The 17,534-nt window shown below is 53.0% G+C and carries 10 protein-coding genes and 1 tRNA gene; 5 read left to right on the top strand and 6 right to left on the bottom strand.

The genetic code is table 11. The annotated features are described in order from the left end of the window. Positions 1–123: 123 nt before the first annotated feature. From gltB to Abor_RS11825, 3 genes are all read right to left on the bottom strand, one after another. Positions 124–4,677 (bottom strand): glutamate synthase large subunit, encoded by a 4,554-nt coding sequence (gene gltB / locus Abor_RS11835; protein ID WP_048842105.1) that lies wholly within the window; start codon positions 4,675–4,677, stop codon positions 124–126. 6 nt (positions 4,678–4,683) lie between these two features. After that, positions 4,684–6,135, bottom strand: coding sequence for an NAD(P)-dependent oxidoreductase (locus Abor_RS11830; protein WP_048842104.1), 1,452 nt, complete (start codon positions 6,133–6,135; stop codon positions 4,684–4,686). 177 nt (positions 6,136–6,312) lie between these two features. After that, positions 6,313–7,284 carry a complex I NDUFA9 subunit family protein gene (locus Abor_RS11825; protein ID WP_048842103.1) on the bottom strand — a complete coding sequence of 324 codons (972 nt, stop codon included), beginning with the start codon at positions 7,282–7,284 and terminating at the stop codon, positions 6,313–6,315. Between the two features lie 302 nt (positions 7,285–7,586). Here Abor_RS11825 and Abor_RS11820 point away from each other — a divergent pair. Next, positions 7,587–7,673, top strand: a tRNA-Leu gene (locus Abor_RS11820). Positions 7,674–7,882: 209 nt separating this feature from the next. Here Abor_RS11820 and Abor_RS13250 read toward each other — a convergent pair. Both Abor_RS13250 and Abor_RS11815 read right to left on the bottom strand, forming a co-directional pair. Next, positions 7,883–8,008 carry a hypothetical protein gene (locus Abor_RS13250; RefSeq protein WP_261767192.1) on the bottom strand — a complete coding sequence of 42 codons (126 nt, stop codon included), beginning with the start codon at positions 8,006–8,008 and terminating at the stop codon, positions 7,883–7,885. Positions 8,009–8,273: 265 nt separating this feature from the next. Next, positions 8,274–10,484, bottom strand: coding sequence for a TonB-dependent receptor (locus Abor_RS11815; RefSeq protein ID WP_048842101.1), 2,211 nt, complete (start codon positions 10,482–10,484; stop codon positions 8,274–8,276). A 154-nt stretch (positions 10,485–10,638) separates the two neighbouring features. Here Abor_RS11815 and Abor_RS11810 point away from each other — a divergent pair, with 154 nt between their 5' ends. Then, positions 10,639–10,932: a hypothetical protein gene (locus Abor_RS11810; RefSeq protein ID WP_126621368.1), complete on the top strand. Its 294-nt coding sequence runs from the start codon at positions 10,639–10,641 to the stop codon at positions 10,930–10,932. Then, positions 10,929–12,413 carry a PepSY-associated TM helix domain-containing protein gene (locus Abor_RS11805; protein ID WP_126621367.1) on the top strand — a complete coding sequence of 495 codons (1,485 nt, stop codon included), beginning with the start codon at positions 10,929–10,931 and terminating at the stop codon, positions 12,411–12,413. The genes Abor_RS11810 and Abor_RS11805 overlap by 4 nt, the downstream gene beginning before the upstream one ends. Positions 12,414–12,675: 262 nt before the next feature. Here Abor_RS11805 and Abor_RS11800 read toward each other — a convergent pair whose 3' ends face one another. Then, a complete protein-coding gene (locus tag Abor_RS11800; RefSeq protein WP_232015036.1) occupies positions 12,676–13,614 on the bottom strand; it encodes an N-acetylmuramoyl-L-alanine amidase family protein in 939 nt (312 codons plus the stop codon). 480 nt (positions 13,615–14,094) lie between these two features. Between Abor_RS11800 and Abor_RS11795 the strand changes: the two genes are divergently transcribed. Then, complete coding sequence (locus tag Abor_RS11795; RefSeq protein ID WP_244877893.1) at positions 14,095–16,971, top strand: Rne/Rng family ribonuclease; 2,877 nt, start codon at positions 14,095–14,097, stop codon at positions 16,969–16,971. A gap of 130 nt (positions 16,972–17,101) precedes the next feature. After that, positions 17,102–17,534, top strand: a 433-nt coding sequence (gene hisG / locus Abor_RS11790) for an ATP phosphoribosyltransferase (RefSeq protein ID WP_048842096.1), incomplete at its 3' end; no start/stop codon positions are given.

The raw sequence follows: 17,534 nt of genomic DNA, 5'->3' as shown, positions 1-17,534 counted from the left end.
GCAATTTTACCTTGCGCGACCCCACAATATGCAACGCCGATCACACTGCAAACAACAAGGGCGGGGCAAAGGCTACACACCCCTACCCCGCCCTGTTTTAGGCTGTAATAAGCGCCCTAATTTTTAGGCAGAACGCTTTTGTGCAACCTCTGGCACGCTAAAGCCGATAATGCGCGCATAGTCACGCGGCACAACCTGCCAGAAGCGGGGCAGCACTTCTTCCCACTTGTGCAACAACATCGTGGCGTAAGGTGAGCCTGTTTCAGTTACATGGCGTTCAACCAAAGCACGTAGCTTGTCTGCCCACTCGCCTTGCTCAACCCGTGCCCATAGTAGAGATTCAGGGTTAACTTTGCGCTCAAAGCTGTTGTTGTCATCCAGCACAAAGGCCATGCCGCCGGTAAAGCCTGCGCCAAAATTGTCGCCAATGCCGCCCAAGATCACAACCGTGCCGCCGGTCATATATTCGCAGGCGTTAGAACCACAACCTTCAACCACGGCTGTCGCGCCAGAGTTACGCACCGCAAAGCGCTCACCCGCCTGCCCTGCCGCATAAAGCTCACCCGCAGTGGCCCCATACAGCACCGTGTTACCAATAATGGCGTTTTGGTTGCACACCAGTTTGGAAGACGGAGACGGCCTAACCGTAATGGTTGCGCCAGAAAGCCCCTTGCCCACATAGTCGTTGGCATCACCCAACACTTCAAGCTTAAGGCCCTGTACCGCAAACGCCCCCAAAGACTGCCCGGCAGACCCACGCAAACGCACGGTCAGGTGGCCCGGCGCCAGTGTTTTCATGCCGTACTGCCGCACAATGAGAGAGGAAATGCGCGTGCCAATGGCGCGCTGGGTGTTCTGCACATTGTAGTGCAGCTGCATTTTCTCACCATGGTCAAACAGGGGCTTTGCGTCCCCAATCATTTGGGCGTCTAGCGTATCTGGCACTTCGTTACGGCCTTCAAGCGTGCAATAGCGCGCATAAGGGCCGGGGTCTGCTTGGGAGAGCAGAGAGTTCAGGTCAAGGTCGTCCAGATAATCCGCCCCACGAGAAACCTGGCGCAGCAGGTCTGTACGGCCAATAATCTCGTTAATGGTTCTAAAGCCAAGCTGGGCCAGAATATTGCGCACATCTTCCGCAATGAAAGAGAACAGGTTGATAACCTTTTCTGGCGTGCCTTCAAACTTCTTGCGCAAGTCTTCATCTTGCGAGCACACGCCAACCGGGCAGGTGTTAGAGTGGCACTGGCGCACCATAATGCAGCCCATGGCCACAAGGCTTGCTGTGCCAATACCAAACTCTTCAGCACCCAACATGGCAGCAATAACCACATCGCGCCCTGTTTTAATGCCACCATCTGTGCGCAGTTTTACGCGGTGGCGCAGGCGGTTAAGCATAAGCACTTGGTGTGCCTCTGCCAGCCCCAACTCCCACGGCAGACCAGCATATTTAACAGATGTTTGCGGGCTGGCGCCCGTACCACCAGAGTGGCCAGAAATAAGAATGGCATCAGCCTTCGCCTTCGCCACACCCGCAGCAATAGTGCCAATGCCAGAGCGTGCCACCAGTTTAACGGTAACGGTCGCATCTGGGTTAATCTGTTTCAGGTCATAAATGAGCTGCGCCAGATCTTCGATCGAGTAAATATCGTGGTGCGGCGGCGGAGAAATAAGCGTAACGCCGGGGGTAGCGTGCCGCAATTTGGCAATAAGCTGGGTTACCTTAAAGCCGGGCAACTGGCCACCTTCGCCCGGTTTAGCACCCTGCGCCACTTTAATTTCAAGCTCGCGGCAATCGTTCAGGTACTGCGCCGTTACACCAAAACGGCCAGATGCCACCTGCTTAATTGCAGAAGAGGCATTATCGCCATTGGCACGCGGCTTAGCCCGTGCGGGGTCTTCCCCACCTTCGCCAGAGTCAGACTTGGCACCAATGCGGTTCATGGCAATAGAGAGCGTTTCGTGCGCTTCGGGGCTAAGGGCCCCCAAAGAAATGGCAGGCGCAATAAGGCGTTTACGCAACTGCGTAATGCTTTCCACCTCTTCTACCGGTATGGGCGTGCGCCCTTCACGGAAGTCGAGCAGGTCACGCAGCGCAACAGGCGGCTGGGCCTGCACGGCATCTGCATACCGTTTGTAAATGGTAAAGCTGTCGGTTGCTACAGCAGTTTGCAGCATATGAATGAGGTTGCCATCAAACGCATGCACCTCGCCACCTCGGCGCATTTTATACAGCCCACCTACTGGCAGGGTCAGGCTGGCTGTGTTCCATGCCTCACCATGGAAAGTGAGCACATTGCGCGCAATACCAGACAAACCAATTCCAGAAATGCGAGACGGCATACCGGGAAAGAACTCTGCCGTAAGTGCGCGAGACAGACCCACAGCCTCAAAGTTACACCCGCCACGGTAAGACGCCACAATGGAAATACCCATTTTGGACATGATCTTGAGCAGACCTTTGTCCACCGCCTTACGGTAACGCTCCATGCATTCACGTAATGTCAGTTTGCCAAACAGGCCCCGGCGGTAGCGGTCTGCAATACATTCTTGCGCCAAATAGGGGTTAACGGTTGTCGCACCCACGCCAATAGTTACGGCAATAGCGTGCACGTCCATGGCACTCGAAGTACGCACGTTTAAAGACGTAAAGGTGCGCAAAGAATTACGCACAAGGTGCGTATGCACCGCAGCCGTTGCCAAAATCATGGGAATATACGCACGGTCGATTGACTGATTTTCATCACTCAAGAACACATGCGTGCACCCACCGCGCACGGCTTCCTCTGCTTCACGGCGAATACGCGCAATGGCATCACGCAAGCCAGCTTCACCATCTTTAACCGGGAAAGTGCAGTCTACCACGCAAGCAGAAGCACCACAGAAGCTCACCAGCGCTTCATACTCACCTGATGTCAGAACAGGGCTTGGCAGTTGCAGCATTTCGCACTGGTCTGCCGACTGGTCGAGAATATTCCCAAGGTTACCAAGGCGCGTCACAAGGCTCATCACGCGGGATTCACGCAAGGAGTCAATCGGCGGGTTGGTAACTTGGCTAAAGCCCTGCCGGAAGTAATGCGCAAGCCCTCGGTAACGGGGCGAAAGCACAGCAAGCGGTGTATCGTCCCCCATAGAGCCAACAGCTTCGCTGCCGGTTTCCACCATGGGGTGCAAAATTGCTTCAAGCTCTTCCAGCGTTGTGCCAACAGCAAGCTGGCGGCGGCGCAGGGTTTCAGTTTCGTAGTTCACCGGCTCTGTTACGTCTGAGCGCACAATGGAGCCAATTTTCTGAATACGCCCAACCCAAGAAGAAAACTCCTGACGGGCAGCCAAAAGATCCAGAAGCTCTTCGTTGCCGTAAAGTTTAGCCTCTTGCAGGTCAACACCAATAACATCGCCTGGGCCAAGGCGGCCACGTGTTACAATATTGGCTTCTGGCACGCGTACCATGCCTGTTTCAGAGCCAACAATAAGCAGGTCGTTATCGGTTACGGTGTAGCGCAACGGGCGCAGGCCAGAGCGGTCAAGCCCGGCTACAACCCAGCGGCCATCGGTGGCGCACAGGGCGGCTGGGCCGTCCCATGGTTCCATAACCGCGTTGCAATACGCAAACATGTCTTTATGGCTCTGCTTCATTGAGGAATTACCCCCAACGCTTGCCGGGATCATGAGCGTTTTGGCCGCTGGTGCGTCTCTGCCTGCAAACGTAAGCAGTTCAAACACATTATCCAGCACAGCCGTATCAGACCCACCCGCCTGCACAAGCGGCTTAATATCGGTCATCCACGGGTCAAGGTTTGGGTGAGAAAGCCGTGTTTCGTGGCTTTTCATCCAGTTAATATTGCCAGAAATGGTGTTAATTTCACCATTATGGGCCAACCGCCGGAAAGGCTGCGCCAACTTCCATGTTGGGAAGGTATTGGTTGAATAACGCTGGTGGTAGATAGCAAAACGGCTGGTAAAGCGCTTATCAAGCAGGTCTGGGTAAAACTCGGTCAAATGTTCAGCAAGGAACATGCCTTTATAGATAATAGACCGGCAAGACAGAGAGCAGATATACAGGTCAACCTGTGCTGCAATAGCGGCTTTTTCAATTTTACGACGAATAACATACAGGTCACGCTCAAACGCCTCTTCTGCCTTACCGGGCAGGTTGCGGATCATGATCTGTTCAATTTCTGGCCGTGTTGCATTAGCTTTTTCACCAATGCAAGAGGTATCAATCGGCACTTGGCGCCAGCCGTAAATGCCATACCCAAAGGCCAGAATTTCGCTTTCAATAATCTGGCGGCATTGCTCTTGGGCAACCATATCTGTTTTGGGCAAGAAAACCTGCCCAACAGCTATAATAGTGCCTGCTTCTGGCTGCTGGTCGCCTGTGCTGGTAATGGCATCAGCAAAGAAACCCTGCGGTATTTCAACATGAATACCAGCACCGTCCCCCGTTTTGCCATCTGCATCAACCGCACCACGGTGCCAAATGGCGCTTAGGGCTGCAATACCGGCCTCAACCACATCGCGGCGGCTTTTGCCATCTAGGGCCGCAATAAGGCCAACACCGCAAGAATCGCGTTCATCTGCGGGATCATACAGCCCGTCTAGGGCTTTTACGTTGGCATCCCAAGCAGTAAAAAACTGCTCTGCGCTTTCGGGGCCCTGTGTGTTCTGGAGCTTATCCATCGTCTTTTATCCCTGCTCCGCCACGGCTTCGGCCGATGCGTGTTCTTGAATCCATGAATGAATGCACTCTGATGCGTCCCGACCATCTTTAATGGCCCACACAACAAGGCTTGCCCCACGCACAATATCACCTGCGGCAAACACGCCGGGCAGGTTCGTCATAAACGTGCTTTGGCCCACTTTAAGTGTACCCCACCGAGAAACCGCCAAGTCTGGCTGCCCCCACAGTTGCGGCAGGGGTTCTGGGTCAAAACCAAGGGCCTTAATCACAAGGTCAGCCTCAAGGGTAAATGCGCTATCTTCCAACGGTTCGACAGATTGGCGGCCTGTAGCGTCAGCCATGCCCAGCTTCATGCGGCTTGCACGCACGCCAGTAACGTGGCCATCGCCCACAAAGGCTTCTGGGGCCGCCAGCCAGACAAATTCCACACCTTCTTCTTCCGCATTTTTCACTTCGCGGGCAGAGCCGGGCATGTTGGCTTTATCGCGCCGGTACACACATTTAACAGACTTAGCCCCTTGCCGAATGGCCGTGCGCACACAGTCCATTGCCGTATCGCCACCGCCAAGCACCACTACATTTTTGCCTTTGGCATTCAATGCGGTTTCTTCTGGCTGGGGCAGTGTGTCCCCCAATGAGCGGCGGTTAGACGCGGTCAGGTAATCTAGCGCGCGCTCAATACCGGCAAGCCCTGCACCGGGCCCACCAATCTCGCGCGATTTATAAACGCCTGTTGCAATTAACACAGCCTGATGTTTTGCCCGCAGAGCCGCAAAAGAAAGCTCCCCTTCCCCATCGCCAATACCTTGGCCAAGGTGGAAAGTAACACCGCTTTCTTCCAGCAGTTTATGGCGGCGGGCCACAATATCTTTTTCCAGCTTAAAGCCGGGAATGCCATAAACAAGCAAGCCACCAACACGGTCGTAGCGGTCATACACGTGCACTTGGTATCCCACGGCACGCAGGCGCTCTGCCGCAGCCAAACCAGCTGGGCCAGCACCTACAATACCCACAGATTCTGTGCGCTCACGCACTGGGCGGGTAGGCTTTACCCAACCTTCTTCAAACGCTGTGTCGGTAATATAGCGTTCAACCGCGCCAATGGTCACGCTCTCAAAACCCGGCTCAATAACGCAATTACCTTCGCACAGGCGGTCTTGCGGGCAAATACGACCACAAATTTCAGGGAAAGAGTTAGTTGAGGACGACACCTCATAAGCCTCTTCCAACCGGCCATTGGCGGTCAGCATCAGCCAGTCAGGAATATTATTCCCAAGGGGGCAATGCACAGAGCAAAAGGGCACACCACACTGCGAGCAACGGCTGGCCTGTTCTGTGGCCTCTACCGGCTTAAAATCCTCATAAATCTCGGCAAAATCTGCACGGCGGGCGGTGGCGGCCCGTTTTTCCGGCTGTTTTTGCGCAACAGAGATAAATTTCAGCATCGGTGTGGTCATTGGAGGCTCTTCCCGGCGAATGGGTGAAGCAGACACACTTCACCCCAAACATGCGAACCTCAGGTAGCCTGCCCCTCCCCACCTTGAAAAGACAGTATTGCTGTCCTTTCTCTATTTTTTACTTATTCCCCTTTAGATAATGGGCAAGACTTCGTAAAAATACGTATCATTCCGGTCTTATATTTTTGTAGTGCATTGTTTTTCAACAATAATACCAGAACGCCCACCACCGGGCCTAAACCGGTCAAGATAAAACGGCACACATTGCTCAATAGAGCGCGGCACCATGCCCAGTTCAGCAAAGCCCTGCTGGCCGGGCTGCACTATGTTATCCTGCGACAGCATAAGCAGTTGATCTTGGGTTAGAATTTTTCCCGGCAGCCGCTCAAATATGGCCGCCTGTATTTTGGCCAACCCATCTGGCACAGCAAACACCATACGGTTACGGCGCACCTCTTTAAGCACCCACGCATAAATTTGCTGCATGCTCAAAACATCTGGCCCACCCAAAGACCACACTTTACCGGCCAACTCAGCCTCTAATGCAGCGCAAGTCACAACGTGCGCTACATCTCCAACAAACACAGGTTGCAAGCGTGTATGGGCACCATAAACCGGCATTATTGGCAGGTAGCGGGCTAAAGCCCCAAACATGTTAAAAAAGTGGTCTTCTGGGCCAAATATAACAGAAGGCCGGACAAAAGCGGCATTCGGTTGGTAACGCTTAACCGCCGCCTCGCCCGCCGCACGGCTACGCCCATAAGCCGATGGTGCATCTGCCGCTGCCCCCAGCGCAGACATATGCACAAAACGGCTTACCCCAGCTTCGGCTGCCAAACGGGCCACCCGCTCGGCCCCTTGCACGTTAATAGCTTCTAGGCCTTGGCTACGCGTAGCACCCAGCACGGCCACCAAATTAATAACAACCGATGCCCCCTGCACCACACACGCCACAGAAGCATCGTCCAACACAGAGGCATAAAACGGGGCCACCTGCCCCACTTTACCTAACGTACGCAAAGGGGTAGCCAAATCTGGGCGGCGGCTGGCCACACGCACGGTGTACCCGGCTTCTGCCAAATTTTGCACAACATACCGGCCTACAAAGCCGTTACCGCCAAATACACTCGCAATTTTATCTGTGGCCATTTCCGCTCTCACTCTCCTAATGCACGCCTTATGCAACTCTAAGCTATTCCTTAGGTTGCACTGGCTGCTGTGCTTTCAAAAAAGGCCACAGCCACACCTTATCACTAAGCCCACACACGGCATTATGGCACACAGAGCGCCCCAAACCGTTCCCGCCAGCAAAGTGCGCCTTTAGCTGGCAAGAGACCAGCCACACCCCAAACACATATTTGTTAAAAAAGTGCATTTTGCCAGTTGACGGCCCTGCACTGCCGGGGTAAATCCCCCTTCACCAGCCCAGAGCACTCCGGGTTGCCATTTGAGCCCAGATGGCGGAATTGGTAGACGCGCAGGTTTCAGGTACCTGTGGCCGCAAGGTCGTGGAAGTTCGAGTCTTCTTCTGGGCACCAAATGTTTTTCTCTTACCAAGAAAAACAGTCAAATATCCTAAAATTTTAAAGTAAAATACACTGCCTCTGGCAGCCGTTTTGCTTATCTTAATATACTCCATCACCCCCTCTACACATCACAACTTATCCCCAGATTCTGCGGATATTTGCGTGCGTAAGAGTGTGGATAAAACGTGCACAACTTAGCACCCGGCGGTTTATCTGAAATTTTAGGCTTTCTTTTTAAACAGCCCAGCAAGTTTGAGAAAGAACCACACCACTACCACGCTGGCCAGCACAATAAGCCGGGCGGCAGGTTTTTGCTTTTGCTGAAACTCAGGGGAAAGCTTTTCCATCGTGCAAGCTCCAAAGTAAGGCGGAAATATAACGCACCTTCAGCTCTTCCGTTCCCAACAAAGTTATGGGCTCTTTTAACAGAACATGAAAAGGCAAAAGGCGCTCACACGCCTAGCCAATGAGCTGCCTGAAAAAACGATCATAAGCCCACATACTCTCTTTGCACCTCAACAAATCACTCAGCCACCACGCTTTAAAGGGGCGCACATTTAGGCGCTTGCACCCCAAACATGCCGCCCCTTACCTTTCGTGAGAAAAAACCCGTTACAAATCTGCCGTTACAGAAAATTTAAACGTACGAGGCTGCCCTTGCAGCAAATACCCATTGAAAGAAGAGGCCCAGTAGCGGCTATTTGCTATATTATCGACACCAAAACGCATGGTTATGGGCTTATGCTGCACAGCAAATGTGTAGCGCATAGCTAGGTCAAACCGTGTCCATACCGGTAAATGCATGGTGTTAGCTGTATTAACCCACTGTTTACCCGTGTTAACAACACGGCCAACAACCGTACCGCCTTTTAAGAAAGGCAAGTCATATTCCAAATTGCCATTAATGGTATAATTTGGCACCCCAATAGCGCTATGCCCATCATCTGTGCCTTGAGCCGTGCGGCGTAGGTTCGCATCTATAAGAGTTGCCCCGCCGTTAAAGCGCAGCCCCGGTATAATCTGGCCATTTATGTTCAACTCAGCGCCGCGGTTACGCTGCATACCGTCATTTCTGAAAATAGAAGCACCAGAATTGCCATAAGGCTCTGTATAAGAATTAGGCTGAGATGTTTGAAAAAATGCCAGATTGGCACTAAAGCGTCCCATTTCATACTTTGCCCCCACCTCGTACTGCACACTTTGGTAGGGGGGGTAAATCTGGCCAAGGTTAACAATATTGCTACCACTTGCCGTTGGGCCCTGAGACAACCCCTCAATACGGTTAAAATAAAGCGCCGTATGGCGTGTTGGGTGCACCACCAGCCCAACCACTGGCGTTATGGCCCCTTGGTCATAATGGCTCGTTAAAGCTGTTGTGTTATAATCATACCCATTAATGCGCATGTTCTGGTACCGAAAACCCGCCGTAAGGGCTATACGGTCTTTCCAGAAAGTCATTGTGTCAGAAAAGAATAAACTAAAAAGGCGTGTATCGCTTTTACGTTGCGGGTTATCAATATCTCCCCCCACATAATTTTGCTCTAGTGCTGGCGAATATACCGGCCGGTACAAATTACCAGATGCCGTAGTACCCCATGCCATTGCGTAGGCCGTATCCGTTTCTGACCACAAGCCAGACCCACCTGCATTTATTTCATGCTTCACTGGCCCTGTATCAAAATGTGCTCTTACACCAGCACGCGTACTTTCTGATGTTTGCACATAAGGCACATACATGCTGCCATAGGTACCGTCCCCTGTTCGCCCATCATTAACCGTAAAAGAGGAATAATTACCCTTTTCATCTGAGCCCATGCCGCCAAATGCACCATATAATGTGATATGCTTTGAAAGATCATGCTCTATATTCAGCATACCAAACATATATTTAAGATCGTTATAAGTCCAAGGTTGGCCATAATTTTTACGAGTTGAGGGCGCATTGGGCACCTGCGTCACTCCACTTCCCAAGAAAACATCAGGCCGTCCCCAATCCACCCCTTGATTCTCATAGTTCATATCTACAGAAATACGCGTATTGTCATTATGCCAGTCAAAATCTGCACCTAATGCAACGCTATGCCGTTTTTCATCATCAATAGCGGTCTGCCCAGAGCGACCAGCAACATTTAAGCGAAAACCAAAGGCTTTATCGCGCCCAAAACGGCGGCCTACATCTATGGCACCACCTCCCATAGCTGTGCTGGTATAATCTCCCGTAATACGCGTTATTGGTGTATTTTCAGCATGTTTGAACATAAGGTTAATATTGCCACCAATGGCAGACCCACTCGGGGCCGCGCCATTTAAAAACGCACTGGCCCCATTAAGCACCTGCACTTGGTCAAAAAGCTGCGGTGCAACAAGCTGGCGAGGCGTAATACCGTATAACCCGTTAATGGAAATATCATCTCCATTTAAAACAAAGCCACGGATAACAAACATTTCTGAGAAATTACCATAACCATAAGTAGTCCGCACTGAGGGGTCGTTTTCCAAAACCTCACCCAATGTTTGTGATTGCTGGTTAAGGATAAGGCTTGAAGAATAGCTGCGTATATTAAAGGGCACATCTAAACCGCGTTTTGTACCCAATGCCCCAAGCTGCCCGCCACTACTCACTTCCATTTGGTTGCGGCGTTTGGCTTTAACCACAAGTTGCTCGTCTGTGCCCTTAACAGTTTCTTCCGCTTTAGCTGTTTTAGGCACTGGCTTACTTTGCGCAAACGCTGAACATGCCATGAGTGCTGTGCTGGCAAGTAACCCAGCCACCATACCCCGTATGGGAAACCGAGAGAAAAGTGGCGGGTAACGCAGTATCATTTTTTCTGACCTTGACATGGCATACGGTTGCAGTCCTATACGATATTAAGAGTTATTCTCATAATTGCATTCTTGTCATATATGCCTCGCACGTCAACTCATCAGCACCACAGCGTTAGTAGATCCCTCCATGCCTCCCACCAGCAGCCCAAACATGCCCAACGCAAAATTGGCACATAAAAAACAAGTCATTGTTTATAAACGTATTTTATGGCTATTAGGGGCTACTCTATTGGCTTATGCTACCGCACATGCAGCGTTACTGGCTGGCCTAGACCCAAACGGCCAAGACACCAAAGAACGAAGTAGCCTGCTTGAAATGGTAAGCGTTGCCCTACTCCCGCTCCTGCTTTTGGTCGGTTACGGCGCGCGCACCTATAAGTGGGGCTTGTGGTGTTTAGCCAGCATTTTACTCGTATTAACCATTTTTAACGGTTGGCTTGCGTGAGCAGCTCACCTAACACGCGTGAAACTTTCCGGCTGCATATGGGGTGGCTCCATAGTTGGTTAGGTTTACTTGCCGGGCTTGTGCTCACCTGTATTTTTGCAACAGGCACACTGAGCGTTTTCGATACCGAAATTACACATTGGATGCAGCCAGAAATACCCCTAACTGCCCCACCAACGCTAACGGCCCCCGCCCTCACCCATGCAGCAACACTTTTGCAAAATGATGAAGCAAAAGGCACTTTTCCTTTTCTGCTTCTACCATCGCGCAGAGACCCTGTTTTAAGGGTTTTAAATTATAACGGACATGCGTTTATTGGCCCCGCATTAGCGGCAGACGGCCATATTTTTCCTGCACGCCAAACAGCAGGTGGGCAGTTTTTCTTTAATTTCCATTTCACACTTTATAGCGGAGTTTTTGTTGGCTCTACTCTTGTTTGCCTTTTAGGTCTCCTGCTTTTAGTGGTAGCAGGGGCAGGCATTGCCATTCACATAAAAGCACTTTGGCCAAACCTTGTTGTTGTCAGGCCTTTTGCGGCTAAACCCCGCGCATGGTTAGATGCACACCTTCTAACGGGGGTCTTATTTTTCCCATTCCTTATTATGATAACTTACACAGGCACGGTTATTCTCGCCCGCGCTATTTTTCCTACACACCCCTTTGTGCAACATCACATAGCAACTAGCCTGCCCCAAAAAAGCAGACCTCGCGTAGCCCCGTCAGCAAAACCGTCGCCTATCCCGCCACTTTTGCCGCTTGTTGAGCAGGCCAAAACACTTTTACACACTTCAGATTGCCGTTTTATTCTTTTTTCATCAACTGAAATACAAATTTTCGAAAATGATGAAGACACTCTTTTTGCTAATAAAAGCACGGCTATTTTCAGCCGAGCAGATGGGCATTTTCTGCGCGTAGAGGAAAAAAACAGCGCCAGCGCCCAAGCCAGAGGGCTTATGCAAGGGCTACATTTTGCGCGTTTTTCTTCTTTTTTATTGCGCTGGCTCTATTTTGCATCCGGCTTAGCCTGCACGACCATGATGGCAGCCGGGCTTGTCTTGTTTTTTATAAAACGCCGCAAACATTCAAGCCGACACATTGCCTTTCGGCTAGGCGAAGGGCTAACCATGAGCACCATAACCGGCTTAACCGCCGCTACTTTAAGCTATTTTCTGGCCAACCGCCTTTTACCAAGCACCCTACCCGCCCGCACAGGCCCTGAAACAGCCACTTTTTTTATGGTCTGGGCTTTTTTTAGTGTGCATGCCCTACTTTACTCGCTCCTACACCGCCCCATAAATGGCTGGCGCATACAGTGCCTAGCTGTCGTTATTTTATCACTCTCTTTGCCCTGTATAGATCTTTTTACAATAACGCATGACTGGTTAAACAACTATGGGCTTTACTGCTCCGTTTATGCATTAGCATTTCTCTGCGCCACCATAGCTTTTATTGCGCACCAAAAATTGAAAGAAAAAATATGATAATCTGGTGCAGTGTTTTTATCCTTTGGTGCGCTACCTTTTTCGCACATGATCACCTGCAAACACACAATGCAAATATTATACAAAAAACAAAATATTCTTCTTTCTGGGCACAAATTTTACGGGGTTTATTGCCGTTGTTGGCGTTAGTGCTGTCTTTTTACAAAGACCCCGGAAAAGGCATTTTATTTTGGCTGGGCCTTGGCTCTTGTACCGGGCTTAGTGTTGGCATTGCTCTTGCTTACCGCAAACGCCGGTTGAGTTAACCAGCCAACCCAACCCCAGCAGAAGCAAAATAACGGTTAACTGCGGTACACATCGCGCCTGCCACCATAGCTCTATGCCCCGCTTGGCGTAATGCGGCCTCATCTAACCGGTTAGACATAAAACCCATCTCAACCAATACAGACGGTATTTGCGCAGATTTAAGCACCGCAAAGGCCGCATGGCGCTGCGGGTGTGGCAACAGGTTTATGCGCGACCTAAAAGACGACACAACAGCATTAGCCATATGCAAAGACCCGCGCCGCGCTTCTTCAGTCACCAAGCTCGCCAAAATTTGCTGCACTTCAGGCGATGCCCCCTGCACCAGGGGGCCTCCAAAACGGTCTGCATCATTTTCTGTGCGGGCAAGTGCCGCCGTTTGGCTGTCTGAGGCACCATGAGAGTGCGTGTAAACACTTGCCCCACGCACAGAGGCATTATGCAGCGCGTCAGCATGCATGGAAATAAACAACGACGCCCCATGCTTTTGCGCAAGCTCCACCCGCCCATCTAACGGAATAAACCGATCTGACGTGCGCGTCATAGCCACCCGGTAACGCCCTGTTGCCATAAGCTGCCGTGCCAGTTCAGCCGCAGCTGCTTCAGCCACGTGTTTTTCATAGGTGCCAGAAAAACCAATAGCACCGGGGTCTTTCCCGCCGTGTCCGGGGTCGAGCATCACTAAGGGTGGGGTTGGCCGTGCCTTGCCAGTCAGTGCAGGTGCATGCAAAGGGGTTGCGGGCGTTGGCGGCGGTAAATGCCCCAGCACATGCGTATGCGGCGCTGCAAACACCTGCCCCCCCGCTAAGCTTGCAGCCACCCCGCCCCCTACTACAGCCCGGCGCGACAAAAGTGGTACAGTATACCCCTTATACGCAACGTGCGGGTGCGGCTCTGGTGCAGCAGGCAAAGGGGCAGAGAAAGGCTTTACGGACATAAGAGACACGCCTTGTTACAACAGAGCATTGGTACACCACCATCATGGCTAAACCATGCCACCCTTGAAAAGTATAAAAAACAGTTATTCTGAGTGACTTGCGATTCACCACACTTTGCGTCATGGTGGGTAGGCATGGCTCAAGGCAGATTGCCCGTCATGCATTCTGTTCCGCCCTTTGTGTGAAAGGGCGCGGCTGGCGTTACCGCGCTGCCCCCGCGCAAACGGGACAGAACATATTGGTTGAAGGATACATGACCATAGCCAGGGGCCTATATGTTGAGCGTTTGACCAGAGCGGAAGCAGCACCCTGCCTCCGATCCTCTGCCGTCACCTCACGCGCGGCTCTGGCTTCTGCCCCTTACTATTTTTTCTTACAGACCTATTCTTGCCAGCCGGAAGAGCTCCAGCTCCGTGCCTACCCGCTTACGCGGCCGCACCGAAAAGGCCAGCCACCGGCGCACCGGAGTTTTTCTTTTTATGTCAAAGCGGATGCTTATAGACGCGACCCACGCGGAAGAAACGCGCGTAGTCGTGATGGATGGAAACAGACTTGAAGATTACGATGTTGAAGCTGCTGCCAAAAAGCAGCTCAAAGGCAACATCTATCTCGCCCGCGTTATACGGGTAGAGCCTAGCCTTCAGGCAGCTTTTGTTGAGTATGGCGGCAACCGCCACGGGTTTTTGGCCTTTAGCGAAATTCACCCGGACTACTACCAGATTCCGGTAGCAGACCGCGAGAAACTGCTTGCCCTGCAAGCAGAAGAAGAAGCGCTGATTGATGCTGATGAAGACAACGAAGACACAGACGCCCAAGACCTAAACGCTGAAGCAGACGACGAAGACGCTGAACAGAGCGACGAGCAAGAAACCGCTGAAGCAGAGGCAGACGGCAGCGAAAACCGCCGTGCCCCACGCCGCAACGGTGGCCCAGACTATGTTGGCGGCGAAACCGACACCGGCGAAGAAGCGCTTATTCAAAAGCGTATTGCCCGCTTCTTGCGGAACTACCGCATTCAAGAAGTCATCCGCCGCCGTCAGGTCTTGCTGGTGCAGGTGGTTAAAGAAGAACGTGGCAACAAGGGCGCTGCCCTTACAACCTACGTGTCTTTGGCTGGCCGCTACTGCGTGCTTATGCCTAACGCCCTGCGCGGCGGTGGCGTTTCTCGCAAAATTACCTCTGTGGCAGACCGCCGCCGCCTACGCGACATTATTTCAGACCTCAACCTGCCACGCGGCATGGCCATGATTGTGCGTACCGCTGGCGCACAACGCCCCGGCCCTGAAATTACCCGAGATTGCGAGTACCTGCTGCATTTGTGGGACGACATTCGCGAACTCACGCTGCAATCCGTAGCGCCAGCGCTCATTTATGAAGAAGCAAGCCTCGTTAAACGCGCCATTCGAGACGTTTACACGCGCGAAATTAGCGAAATTCTAGTTGACGGTGAATCTGGTTGGAAAGCCGCGCGTGACTTCATGCGCCTGCTTATGCCCCAGCACGCTGAGAAAGTGCGCTTGTGGAACAAGGAAAACCAGCCGCTCTTTACCCATTACCATGTGGAAGGGCACCTAGACGCCATGTTCTCCCCCGTGGTGTCTCTGCGCTCTGGCGGGTATCTGGTTATCAACCAGACCGAAGCTCTCGTGGCTATAGACGTAAACTCTGGCAAATCTACCAACCAGCGTAACATTGAAGAAACGGCCTTCCGCACCAACCAAGAAGCCGCCGATGAAGTTGCACGCCAACTCCGCCTGCGTGACCTTGCTGGCCTTATTGTCATTGACTTCATTGACATGGAATCCCGCCGCCACAACGTCATGATCGAGCGCCGCCTTAAAGAGGCACTGCGCCACGACCGCGCACGTATTCAAATGGGTGGCATTTCACACTTTGGCCTGCTCGAAATGTCTCGCCAGAGGCTGCGCCCTTCTGTGGCAGAAGCCGTTTTTGCCCCCTGCCCCCACTGTCAGGGCACAGGCATGGTACGCGGCATAGAAAGCTCTGCCCTGCACGTGCTGCGCAGCGTAGAAGAAGAAGGCGCACGCCGCCGCGCTTCTGCCATTACGGTACATGTGGCGCCAGAAATTGCTTTCTATATTCTTAACAACAAACGCACGTGGTTGGCTGAAATTGAAAAACGCCACTACATGGAAGTGCTGTTTGCCCCAGATTCCAGCCTACCTGCACCAGAGGTGCGCATTGAGCGCCTGCAACCGGCCCGCGTACAGCGTGCACCGGCCCCTATACAGCCCCCGCTCGAAAATGTGGCCATTGAGCACACACCCGTAGAAGCACCAGCCGAGCTAGACGAGGTTGAAGAACCCCGCCAAACTGCAACGCCTGAAAACGCTACAGCGGCCACGCCTGACGAAGACGAACCCCGCCGCCGCCGCCGCCGTCGCCGCCGTGGGGGTAATGGCAACCGCGATGAACGCACACCACAGGCAGAGCAGCACGAGCAAAACACTCATGCTAACGCGCCAGAATCTGAAGCCGATGAACAGCCCGAAACCTACACGGTTGAAGAGGCAAACGGCGAAAATCTGGCCCCCGGCCGCCGCCGCACACGTCATTCTCGCGTGCAGCGTCAGCCTCAGCAAGAAGTGCAAGTGCAGGTGCCTATCGCACAAGGCCCGGCCCCCCGGCAGGAACAGCGCCGCCCAAGCCAAGTCTGGCAGGGGCCAACCCCAGCCAACCCGTTTGGCGGCAGCATTGATATTTTCGACCTGATCGAAAATAGCACCATGCAGGCAGAAGAAGCCCGCAAAGCTGCCCCTGTGGCGCAACCGGCCAAAGGTGAAGCTGCTGTGGTAGCCCCCACACCTGCTCCTGTTGCGGCACCTGTACAGCCTGCAAAAGTTGAAGCCGAGCCAGAAGAAGCTGAGGCCCAACCTGCACGCCGCCGGGCACCGCGCCGCCGCCGCAAAACAGAAGAAACCAGCACGGAAAGCAACGACCTGCTGGCAGACACTGCCCCTGTAGCGGTAAGCCCAGCAGCCGAAGCGGACAGCGTGCAAGACGAAGACGAGGCCCCTAAGCCACGCCGCCGTCGCGCACCCCGCAAAACAGCCGAGGCAGACGCAGCCCCAGAAGCCAGCACGGAAGAAAAACCCCGTGCAACTCGTGGCCGCCCCCGCCGCAAAGCTGAGGGAACGGATGAGGCAGCAGACGCAGCAGAAGCTGAAAAACCAGCCCCACGCCGCCGCCGCGCTGCCACAAAGGCTGAACCTGCTAAGACAGAAGCTGCCGCCGAGCCAGACGCGCAAGCCGCAGACCCGTCTATTGTGCAGCCCATCGTTATTGATGATGAGCAGCCAGCCCCACGCCGCCGCACAGGCTGGTGGCGCCGCTAAAGCCATATGCAACTCTGGGCAGGTACTTTCTCCTGCCCAGAGAAGGCTTTACCTTTGAAGCAGCACCGGGTTGTGCTAGGAGTGCCGCTGTCACGCACCCCTTTGTTTTAGCTGCCCGACCGGAGTTTTCATGACCGTGCCCCAGCCTGACCAACAAAACCAGCGCCTTCCCGGCACGGAAGAAACCCATACGCCACTTGTCTTGGCCCTTCCTAAAGGCCGTATTCTTAAGGCTGTGGCCCCGCTTTTACAGCAATCCGGCCTTGCCCCATCAGATGACTGCCTGGGCGAAAGCAGCCGTAAACTGCGCTTTCCTACGCAAAACCCCAATGTTGATGTTGTGCGTGTTCGCTCGTTTGACGTCGCCACGTTTGTGGCCTCTGGCGGGGCACAAATTGGCATTTGCGGCGCAGATGTGCTGATGGAATTTGACTACCCTGAAATTTACGCCCCGCTAGACCTTGGTATTGGCGGCTGCCGTATTTCTGTAGCGCAACCCAACACCCTGCCGCACGACCCAGCCGAATGGGCGCAATGGTCAGAAGTACGGGCAGCAACCAAAT

Source organism: Acetobacter orientalis, from assembly GCF_000963965.1.
Lineage (GTDB): Bacteria > Pseudomonadota > Alphaproteobacteria > Acetobacterales > Acetobacteraceae > Acetobacter > Acetobacter orientalis.
The sequence above is the reverse complement of the archived record's forward strand: the minus strand, read 5'-3'. Positions and strand labels throughout refer to the sequence as shown.

Coding starts and splice junctions, on each gene's coding strand:
- Abor_RS11830 (WP_048842104.1), bottom strand. CDS start 6,135: ATGACCACACCGATGCTGAAATTTATCTCTGTTGCGCAAAAACAGCCG.
- Abor_RS11815 (WP_048842101.1), bottom strand. CDS start 10,484: ATGATACTGCGTTACCCGCCACTTTTCTCTCGGTTTCCCATACGGGGT.
- gltB (WP_048842105.1), bottom strand. CDS start 4,677: ATGGATAAGCTCCAGAACACACAGGGCCCCGAAAGCGCAGAGCAGTTT.
- Abor_RS11810 (WP_126621368.1), top strand. CDS start 10,639: ATGCCCAACGCAAAATTGGCACATAAAAAACAAGTCATTGTTTATAAA.
- Abor_RS13250 (WP_261767192.1), bottom strand. CDS start 8,008: ATGGAAAAGCTTTCCCCTGAGTTTCAGCAAAAGCAAAAACCTGCCGCC.
- Abor_RS11825 (WP_048842103.1), bottom strand. CDS start 7,284: ATGGCCACAGATAAAATTGCGAGTGTATTTGGCGGTAACGGCTTTGTA.
- Abor_RS11800 (WP_232015036.1), bottom strand. CDS start 13,614: ATGTCCGTAAAGCCTTTCTCTGCCCCTTTGCCTGCTGCACCAGAGCCG.
- Abor_RS11795 (WP_244877893.1), top strand. CDS start 14,095: ATGTCAAAGCGGATGCTTATAGACGCGACCCACGCGGAAGAAACGCGC.